We start from the raw sequence: 9,540 nt of genomic DNA on the forward strand, positions 1-9,540 counted from the left end.
CAAATTCAGCCGGGGCACAGCGGTTGAGCAGCGAGTAGTGGTAAATGAAAGCCAGGTATTGCCCCTGCTTTTCCGTGTAGTTCATGGGCGGTGTGCGTCCGGTGTGCGATCGGCCTGTGTCCGTTCATCGGTGAATTCGATCCCCTGCGCCTTGGCCCAGGCGCGCAATTCGTTTTCCGTTGCACTGGATTCAAAGGCATGCCACTTGTCGAGTAGATCGTGCCGATCAAGGAAGTCCTTGAACCGGCGATACGCGCCCTTGCGCCGGAAGAACCCGGCCACGGTTTCGAAGTGCTCGGGCAGATCGTCATCAACGAAGGAAAACACCAGATCGCGGCCAAGGTTGAAGTCGTTCTTGCGGGGAACGGCGATGTACCGATCCGAGCTTTCGAAGTCGTCAGGGGTCTCGCTTTCAGCCTCCATTTCGGACGACACGTAGAAGATTTTTCCTGTTACAGGATTGATGTAAGCCTCATGCTCGTAGGGGATATCCACGCTGACGAAGTAAAAAGCGTCGAGCAATTCGGAAAACCTGACACGGGCAGGCGGTTCGGCGGGTTTCATTTCGGGTACGATCTCATGGAAAATATTTGGAACAGTGGCCTGCGGGCTGCGCAGGTGACAAGATAATGGGTACTGAAAGGCGCTGCAAGCGGGTAGCATTTTGTTGCGGCACATGGCTTGATTTCTCAAGAGGCCGATCATGCAAATCAAATTGAAAGACTCGCTGGCCCGCCTCAACGTGCCGGATTTGAAGGATCTGCTGAGCTACCTGCCGGATGTCGAAAAGCTCGGGCGCAAGGACGAACTGATCGAACGCCTGGTTGCCGCCCTGCTCGGCTCCGGCCTGAAAACGATCTGGTCCGGCCTTGACGAGACGCAGCAAGCAGCGGTCGCCGAGGCGGTACATGACCCGCTCGGCGAATACTCCGGGCAACGCTTTCGCGCCAGGTACCAGCGCGTGCCCGCGTTCAGGGTCGCCGGCGCCAAATCGTACGGATACTCCGGCGACAAAAGCTCGGCGCTGGGCCTTTTCATTCACTACTCACACGAAGATCGCCGCTACTTCGTCCCGGCCGAACTGCGGGCACGTCTGCAAGCCTTCGTGCCGCCACCCGTCCCGCTGGAGCTGGAGAGCAAGGAGACGCTGGCCGATGATGAAGGCCGGGTGCTGCGCCTGACCGAGCGCGAAGCCTTGCAGGAGCTGGTGGTGATGTTGCGCACGATCGAACAGTCGCGCATTCAGGTGAGCGAGAAAACCGCCCTGCCGGGAACTGCGGCCCTGAGAGTTCTCAGCGAAAAGCTGGCGGGTGGCGACTTCTACCCGTGGGTCGAGAAGAAAAACAAATGGGATCAGGAAATTGGCCCGATCAAGGCGTTTGCCTGGCCGCTGCTGTTGCAGGCCGGCGGGCTGGCGCTGCGTGCCGGAGGTCGCCTGGCGCTCAGCCCGGCCGGCGTCAAGGCCCTGAGTGCGCCACCGGCCGAGGTCGTACGCGGGCTTTGGCGCAAGTGGCTGAAAACCACCCTGTTCGATGAATTCAGCCGCGTCGAGGCGATCAAGGGGCAGAACGCCAAGGGGCGGGTGATGACGGCTGTTGCGCCGCGACGGGCGGCAATCGCGGAGGCCTTGCATGAATGCCCGCTCGGTCGCTGGGTCGCCTTCGACGATTTCTCGCGCTTCATGCGCGCGACCGGGCTGGATTTTGAGGTAGCGCAGAATCCCTGGAAGCTCTATCTGTGCGAACGCCAGTACGGAAGTCTCGGCTACGATGGTGCGGGCGACTGGAGCATTCTGCAGGACCGTTACATTCTGGCCCTGCTCTTCGAATACGCGGCAACGCTCGGCATCGTCGATGTGGCCTACTTCGATCCGGAGGGAGCACGTGCCGATTATCATGACCAGTGGGGCACCGACGAACTGGCTTTTCTCAGCCGCTATGACGGCCTCGCCAGCTTCAGGCTGACGCCGCTCGGGGCTTATGCGCTTGGCCTCGCCAGTGACTACCGGCCGCTGGCCCTCGCCAGCACGGTGGTGCTCTCGGTGTTGCCCAGTCTGCTGGTCAATGTGGTGCGCGGCGAGCTTGCCGCCGAATAGACGCTGCTGCTGGAAAACTGGGCGGTGCCAGTTCAGTCCGGAAGCTGGCGGCTGGATCGCGAGAAAGCGCTGTCGGCCATCGAGAAGGGCTACGCCATCGCCGAGTTGCAGGGCTTTCTGGAAAGCCGCGACGACATGCCGCTGCCGCCGGCGGTCGAGACGTTTATCCGGCAGTGCGAGCGTAACGGCAAAGCGCTCAGGATGGTTGGCAGCGCCGTGCTGATCGAGTGCCGCGACAGCGAAACCGCCGAGGCCATCGCTGCGCACAAGGAAACGGGGTCCCTGTGCCTGCGCGCCGGTGCTAAAACGCTGGTTGTTCGGCTCGATCATGTGGATAAGTTTCGCGAGCGGGTTCGACTGCTCGGTTTTGGCCTGGTGTCGTGATTGTTGATCACTGAAAACGCTTGGGCCATACAGGTTTTGAACTGGTTTTAAACCTCCCCAGCGCCTTCTGGCTGGACACCGCGAAGGCGTTTCCTGCGTGCCAGGCGTCCTTCGCTGACTCCAACGCGGGAGTTAACGCATTTCTTCACCACCCCTGAACGCTTGTTGTCCCGTCGGGCATCGTATAATCAGTCTCTTGCCCAATTTCAAGACCAAGCACCACGATGAATCACGATATCAAGACCCATCTCACTGACTTGATGCGCGCTGCGCTAATTAGCGTGGTTCCCGATCAGGCGGATACCGACATTGTGCTCGAACGCCCGAAGCAGGTTGCGCACGGCGATTTTTCCTGCAATCTGGCGATGCAACTGGCGCGCCCGATGAAGCGCAATCCTCGCGAAATTGCGAAACTGCTGCTCTCCGAGATTCCGAAATCGCCTTATGTCGGCAAGACCGAGATTGCCGGAGCCGGCTTCATCAACTTTCACCTGCTGCCTTCGGCCAAGCTGGAAGTGATTCGCCGCATTCTTGCGCAGGGCGTGGCTTTTGGACGCTCGACGCTGGGTGGCAAGAGAAAGTTGCAGATCGAATTCGTTTCGGCCAACCCGACCGGCCCGCTGCACGTCGGCCATGGCCGTGGCGCGGCCTACGGCGCCAGCCTGTCGAACCTGCTGGCCTTTGCCGGCTGGGATGTGACCCGCGAATATTATGTGAATGACGCCGGCCGGCAGATGGACATTCTGGCGCTCTCGGCCTGGCTGCGTTATTTGGAGCTCTACACTGAAGCTTCTACTCGCATTCCTTTCCCGCCGAATGCCTATCAGGGCGATTACGTGCGCGACATGGCCAAGCAGATGAAGATCGCACACGATGGCAAGTACGTTCGCCCTGCCGCCGCCGTGCTGCAAGGAACACCCGGACTGCCGGATACCGAGCGTACCGACGATGAGGCCAGGGCGCAGCGCGAGACGCACCTTGATGCCTTGATCGCCAACGCCAAGGCCTTGCTCGGCGAAGACTGGAACTACGTGCACAACCATGTGCTGACCGAGCAACTCGAAGATTGTCGCGGTGACCTTGAAGAGTTCGGCGTGCACTTCGACGTGTGGTTTTCTGAAAAATCGCTGTTCGATACCGGCCTCGTTGCGCGCTGTGTCGAACAACTGGAAAAGGCCGGCCACCTGTACGATCAGGATGGCGCCAAGTGGTTCAAGTCGAGCACCTTCGGCGATGAGAAGGATCGCGTAGTACAGCGCGACAACGGGCTGTACACCTACTTCGCCTCCGACATCGCCTACCACCTGAACAAGTATGATCGCGGCTTTGAGCGCATCATCAATATCTGGGGTGCCGACCATCACGGCTATATTCCCCGCGTGAAGGGCGCGCTGACGGCGCTCGGTCTCGACGCCGACGTCCTCGACGTGGCGCTGGTGCAGTTTGCTGTACTTTACCGCAATGGCCAGAAGGCCTCGATGTCGACCCGCTCCGGCGAGTTCGTCACGCTGCGCACATTGCGCGAGGAGGTCGGCAACGACGCCTGCCGCTTTTTCTACGTGTTGCGCAAGTCGGATCAGCATCTCGACTTCGACCTCGACCTGGCCACCAGTCAAACCAACGAAAACCCGGTCTATTACATCCAGTACGCCCATGCCCGAGTCTGCTCCTTGCTGGCACAGTGGAGCACCCATCCCGACGACGTGGCCGCGCTCGCCGACACCGAGTGCGCTGTGCTGAACAACCCGCACGAACTGGCGCTTGCCGCCAAGCTCGGCGAGTTTCCCGAGGTCATTGAATCCGCCGCCAGGGAACTGGCACCGCACCTGATTGCCTTCTACCTCAAGGATCTGGCCGCAGAATTCCACAGCTACTATAATGCGGAGCGCATGCTGGTCGACGATGTGCTGCTGAAGAACGCGCGTATCGCCCTGTCAGTCGCCGTGCGCCAGGTCATCCGAAATGGCCTGGTCATTCTCGGCGTCAGTTGCCCGCAATCGATGTAAACATTGAATCAGAGAGACGTCCATGAGTCGTGATATGAAACCCCGCAAGAGCAGCAAGGCCGCGTCCAGAAAAAGGGCGGGCGGCGGTACGCTGCTCGGCCTTTTCATCGGTCTGGTTCTGGGTGTGCTCGCGGCAGCCGGGGTTGTCTGGTATATCTACAAAACACCCATGCCCTTCAACAACAAGAGTCAGCCCTCGCCGGTGCCTTCACCTGCTCAGTCCGCTGCACAGCCGCCGGGCGCCAGCGTCGCTGCGCAGCCGATGGCACTGCCGGGCAAGCCGGGCGATCCTATCCCACAAAATGGCGACAAGCCACGCTTTGATTTTTACAAGATTCTGCCCGGCAACGCCGAGGCCATCCCCGATCCGAAACCTGCCGATCAAAAGCAGGCCGATGCGGCCAAAGGCAAGAACGACAAGGAAAGTACGCTCAAGGAACCGCTCTATTTGCAGACCGGTTCTTTCCAGAGTGCCGGCGACGCTGACAACCAAAAGGCGAGACTCGCGTTGATGGGTGCAGAAGCCTCGGTGCAGCAGGTCATGTTGCAGGACAAGGTGTGGTATCGCGTTCGCCTGGGGCCGTTCAGCAAGATGGATGAAGTGAGTAACATGCGTTCCGATCTTGCCAAGCAGGGTATAGAAGCCAACGTAGTCAAAAAGGATTAAGGAGACAACGATGAAAACGTACATGCACGGATGGCTTGCTGCCATCGCCTTCGCCCTGTTCTCGCTCGCTTTGCCGGCGTACGCTCAGCTTGCTGCCGGGAAGGACTACATTGTCATCGAGCCGGCGCTGGGAACCGACAATCCGGCCAGTATCGAGGTGATCGAGTTTTTCTCATACGGCTGCCCGCACTGCAGCGACCTGCATACACCGATCAGCAAATGGGCAGCCCGGCTGCCGGCTGACGTCGCTTTCAAGCGGATACCGGTTGGCTTTGGCAACCCCTACTACCAAAACCTGGCCAAGCTCTACTATGCCCTGGAAGCCATCGGCGAGTTGCAAAAGCTCGATAGCAGCGTTTTCCACGCCATCCACGAAAAGGGGCTGAAACTGATCGACGATAAAAGCATCCTCGAATGGGTCACGGCGCAAGGGGTCGATGCCAAAAAGTTTTCCGATGCCTACAACTCCTTTGGCGTGGTCAGCAAGACCAAACGTGCCGACCAGATGGTTCAGGCGTCGAAGATTCGCGGCGTACCCTCACTGGTAGTCGATGGCCGCTATCTGGTGAGCACTCAAAACATAAAAACCCATGCCGACCTGCTGGCGCAGACTGACAAGGTCATCGACAAGGCGCGTTCCGAACGTAACCAGAACAAGAAGTAGCTGGCCGAGTCACATCTCGACCCGTGCAGTCTGCTCCGAAAGTCTTCATCACCGGTGCCTCGTCCGGTATCGGTAGCGCACTGGCCCGGCAGTATGCGAAACAGGGCGCCTTCCTCGGCCTCGCCGCCCGGAGCGGTGACCAATTGCAAGCACTGGCCGAAACGCTGAGCAGCGCAGGAGCAACACGGGTTCACTGCTATCCGCTCGATGTCACCGACGCCGTTGCGCTGCGTTCGGCGGCAGAAGACTTCATTGCACGCCTGGGCGTACCCGACATCGTGATTGCCAACGCTGGCGTTTCGGGCGGCACGCTGACCGAATTCGCCGATGACCTCGAACTTATCAGACGTATCCTTGAGATCAACGTCTACGGCATGGCCGCCACCTTCTCGCCCTTCATCGCCGCCATGCGCCAGAACGCAAAGGCCGGCAAAGCGGGGCGCCTGGTCGGCATGGCCTCGGTCGCCGGCATTCGCGGCTTGCCCGGCGCCGAAGCCTACAGCGCCTCGAAAGCGGCGGCGATCACCTACCTTGAAAGTCTGCGTCTCGAGCTGCGAAGTTCCGGCGTCAAGGTTGTTGCCATCGTTCCCGGCTATATCGAAACGCCGATGACTGCGGTCAACCCCTACCGCATGCCCTTCCTGCTTCCGGCCGACGAAGCGGCTCGGCGCTTTGCGCGCGCCATTGAGCGCGGCACCAGTTATACCGTCATTCCCTGGCAGATGGGCGTCGTCGCCAAGCTGTTGCGCTTGCTGCCCAACGCGCTCTACGACCGCCTGTTTGCCAACGCGCCACGCAAGCCACGATCAGTCGGCTGACTGGCTGCATTTTTCATTCGTTACTGCTTCTTTAACCGCAGGAGGTTGGTGGTATTCATTTGGCTTGCCCGCATTCACCGGGACGCCTATGCTTATTTTATGGGCGCCCGGCAAATGCAGGGCTCCCAGGCGGATGGTGAAAGGAGTTCCGAATGAAAAAGTCACTCAGGTTTAGTGCCCTTGCAGCGATCCTGGTTGCTGTGCTGTCCACGCCGGCCGACGCCTGGCATGGTACGCGTGGAGGTGCCGGCTACCATGTTGGGCATGGCGCTTATGGTGCTGGATATTACGGTGGTTATCGTGGATATGCTGGGTATGGCTGGGGATGGGGTGGCATTGCACTCGGGGCGGCAGTGACGAGTCTCGCATTTCAGAGCGCCTACCTGGCCAACTCCACGTATTACAGCTCGCCATACTATGCGCCGTACTACGTCGAACCGTTCTTTGCGGCGCCGGTGTATGCGCCTCAGACCTATGTGGAAGCGCAGCCGATTGCTGCTCCGGTAGCCAAAGCGAGCTGGTATTACTGCAAAGCAAGCAAGGCGTATTACCCGTACGTACAGACCTGCAAAGCGGGCTGGCAGGCGGTGCCGACCGTGCCGCCCGATATGTGACGGGGCGAATCAGCCGTAGCTTTCAGGCCGATGACTCGCTATACTCTTACCATTACTCTATCCATGATGAAATGGTAAGAAAATGGCCTCTACGGCGACGCTATCCAGCAAGTACCAGATTTCAGTGCCTAAAATCATTCGCGACGAACTGCATTGGGAAGCCGGCCAGGAGTTCGTTTTCATCCCCAAAGGCAAGGGGGTACTCCTCATGCCGCTGCCCGAACTGGAGCAACTCGCCGGCATGGTCAGCGGTGCGCGGACTGAAGACTATCGAGACCAGGAAGATCGGTTCTGATGCGCGTCGTTGATACTTCGGTCTGGATCGAGTGGCTTACTGGCAGTCCGCTGCGTGCAAGGCTGGCGCAGGAGATTCCGGAAAGAACCCAATGCGTTGTCCCGACTATCGTGCAGTTGGAATTGGCGAAATGGCTGATTCGTGAAAGCGGTGAAGCGCAGGCCGATCAGATGATCGCTTACACCCTGAAATGTGTTTTAACGCCACTGGACACACGCATTGCGCTACTCGCCGTCGACCTGCATCGTCAATACAAACTGGCCACTGCAGATTCCGTGGTATATGCGACGGCTCAAGGATTAGGCGCCGAATTGCTCACCTGCGATGCTCACTTTGAAAATCTGCCGGGCGTTGTATTCATAAATAAAGTGGCGGTGAATTAGGTATGGCGAATCCACGCCAGCACCGGATATCGGCCTACGCAGGCATGACGGCATTTTCAGGTTTCATCGGGCCACAACAATAATGAATAAGCGACTGTTCAGCCTTTCTGGCTGTAGATCGCCTATTCATCCTGCGTGCAGGTCAGTCCGAAAAAAATGGCCTGAACCGGATGCTTGCCTTATGCCTGCCTATTGACCTTTTTCTATACTCTTCGCGGCATCAGAACCGTGTAATCGAAATCGAGGAGAACGCTCGGGTCATAGTTGCCGTCGGCGAGTTTGTAGGGGAAGTCGGTGCAGGCCTGGTCCTTGGTCGCCACGGTACGTAGCCGCAGTGCGCCGAGATCGTTGCGGCCCGGCAGAACCAGCTTTTCAAGCACTTCCGACCAGGCGTAAACCGTAAGGCCGGCAAAGGCCGGCGAAACGTGACGGCCGCCATTGATGGCGACCAGCTTGAAGGCATTGGCCAGCCCGTTGAAGGACAGCGAGCGGGCCAGGCTGATGACGAAACCGCCATAGACGATACGGCGGCCGAAACGACCGTCCTTTTCGGCATGCTGGTTGAAGTGCACCCTGGCAGTGTTCTGGTACAGGCGGGTGGCCATCATGTGTTCGCTTTCTTCGATGGTCATGCCGTCCACATGATCGATCTTTTCGCCGACCTGATAATCGTCCCACAGGTCGGTACTGCCGGAAAGCGCACAATCGTACTGATCGACGCGGATACCTTCCGGTACGATCAGCTCGCTTGCGTCAACGGCCGCAGGTAGCTCGGGCACAACGGCTTCCGGTGCCGGATGCGCCGTATCTTTCTTGCGCACCATGACCCAGCGGCAATAGTCCAGAACCATTTCACCGCGCTGATTGACGCCACAGGAGCGCACGTAAACGACGCCGGTCTTGCCGTCACGGTTCTCCTTGAGGCCGATCACCGTCGAATCCGAGGTAAGCGTATCTCCCGGATAGACCGGCTGGCCGAAACGGCCGGCGGCGTAGCCCAGGTTGGCAATGGCATTGAGCGAGATGTCCGGCACTGTCTTGCCAAAGACCACGTTGAAGGCCAGCACATCGTCAACCGGAGAGCGCGGGAAACCCAGGCGGTGGGCAAAGGTATCTGCCGAAGCACAGGCAAAACGCGTACCGGTCAGCGCCGTGTAAAGCGCCACATCCCCCTCGGTGATGGTTCTCGGTGTGGCGTGGGCAATTCTCTGCCCGATGCTGAAATCCTCGAAGAAATTTCCCAGTCTGGTCTTTTGGCTCATTTGACTTTCCTCCCTGTTGGACTCTAAAAAACCTTACCAGCCGTAGGCGGCGGCCAGCTCCGGATCGCGTCGGGCGACCAGCCGCGCCAGATCGACGATGACCTTGGCCTGTTTCCAGGTCGCATCGTCCTGCATCTTGCCGTCGATGGTCGCCACGCCGCTGCCGTCGGGCATCGCTTCGAGAATTCGCTTGGCGAAAAGCACTTCCTTGACGTCCGGGCTGAAGACGCGTTTGGCGATGGCGATCTGGTTCGGCGCCAGCGACCAGGCTCCCGAGCAGCCCATCAGGAAGGCATTGCGGAATTGCGCTTCGCAGGCGGCTTCGTCCTTGAGGTCGCCAAACGGGCCGTAG

General features: G+C 59.2%; 11 protein-coding genes and 1 pseudogene. 9 read left to right on the forward strand and 3 right to left on the reverse strand.

Annotation, left to right across the window (positions count from 1 at the left end; genetic code table 11):
* Positions 1–81: 81 nt before the first annotated feature.
* Positions 82–564 (reverse strand): UPF0158 family protein, encoded by a 483-nt coding sequence (locus JNM42_RS15980; RefSeq protein ID WP_294272404.1) that lies wholly within the window; start codon positions 562–564, stop codon positions 82–84.
* A gap of 139 nt (positions 565–703) precedes the next feature.
* Here JNM42_RS15980 and JNM42_RS15985 point away from each other — a divergent pair, with 139 nt between their 5' ends.
* The 9 genes from JNM42_RS15985 (at position 704) to JNM42_RS16025 (ending at position 7,926) form a co-directional block, all read left to right on the forward strand.
* Positions 704–2,095 carry a hypothetical protein gene (locus tag JNM42_RS15985; RefSeq protein WP_294272408.1) on the forward strand — a complete coding sequence of 464 codons (1,392 nt, stop codon included), beginning with the start codon at positions 704–706 and terminating at the stop codon, positions 2,093–2,095.
* A 24-nt stretch (positions 2,096–2,119) separates the two neighbouring features.
* A complete protein-coding gene (locus tag JNM42_RS15990; RefSeq protein WP_294272411.1) occupies positions 2,120–2,479 on the forward strand; it encodes a helicase-associated domain-containing protein in 360 nt (119 codons plus the stop codon).
* Between the two features lie 224 nt (positions 2,480–2,703).
* Complete coding sequence (gene argS / locus JNM42_RS15995) at positions 2,704–4,485, forward strand: arginine--tRNA ligase (RefSeq protein WP_294272414.1); 1,782 nt, start codon at positions 2,704–2,706, stop codon at positions 4,483–4,485.
* A 34-nt stretch (positions 4,486–4,519) separates the two neighbouring features.
* The gene (locus tag JNM42_RS16000) at positions 4,520–5,152 is read left to right on the forward strand and encodes an SPOR domain-containing protein (RefSeq protein WP_294272416.1); all 633 of its coding nucleotides are present in this window, start codon (positions 4,520–4,522) and stop codon (positions 5,150–5,152) included.
* A gap of 10 nt (positions 5,153–5,162) precedes the next feature.
* Positions 5,163–5,816 (forward strand): thiol:disulfide interchange protein DsbA/DsbL, encoded by a 654-nt coding sequence (locus tag JNM42_RS16005; RefSeq protein ID WP_294272419.1) that lies wholly within the window; start codon positions 5,163–5,165, stop codon positions 5,814–5,816.
* Between the two features lie 23 nt (positions 5,817–5,839).
* Positions 5,840–6,634, forward strand: a complete 795-nt coding sequence (locus tag JNM42_RS16010; protein ID WP_294272422.1) for an SDR family oxidoreductase — start codon at positions 5,840–5,842, stop codon at positions 6,632–6,634.
* Between the two features lie 152 nt (positions 6,635–6,786).
* Positions 6,787–7,248 (forward strand): hypothetical protein, encoded by a 462-nt coding sequence (locus tag JNM42_RS16015; protein ID WP_294272424.1) that lies wholly within the window; start codon positions 6,787–6,789, stop codon positions 7,246–7,248.
* Positions 7,249–7,330: 82 nt separating this feature from the next.
* Positions 7,331–7,543: an AbrB/MazE/SpoVT family DNA-binding domain-containing protein gene (locus JNM42_RS16020; RefSeq protein ID WP_294272426.1), complete on the forward strand. Its 213-nt coding sequence runs from the start codon at positions 7,331–7,333 to the stop codon at positions 7,541–7,543.
* Positions 7,543–7,926 (forward strand): type II toxin-antitoxin system VapC family toxin, encoded by a 384-nt coding sequence (locus JNM42_RS16025; protein WP_294272428.1) that lies wholly within the window; start codon positions 7,543–7,545, stop codon positions 7,924–7,926. The genes JNM42_RS16020 and JNM42_RS16025 overlap by 1 nt, the downstream gene beginning before the upstream one ends.
* A 203-nt stretch (positions 7,927–8,129) precedes the next feature.
* Here the strand turns inward: JNM42_RS16025 and JNM42_RS16030 are convergent, their stop codons facing one another.
* A complete protein-coding gene (locus tag JNM42_RS16030) occupies positions 8,130–9,188 on the reverse strand; it encodes a MaoC family dehydratase (RefSeq protein ID WP_294272433.1) in 1,059 nt (352 codons plus the stop codon).
* Positions 9,189–9,221: 33 nt separating this feature from the next.
* A pseudogene (locus tag JNM42_RS16035) lies at positions 9,222–9,540 on the reverse strand (CoA ester lyase); the annotation flags it as partial.

Origin of the sequence: Propionivibrio sp. (assembly GCF_016790145.1) — a bacterium.
Lineage (GTDB): Bacteria > Pseudomonadota > Gammaproteobacteria > Burkholderiales > Rhodocyclaceae > Propionivibrio.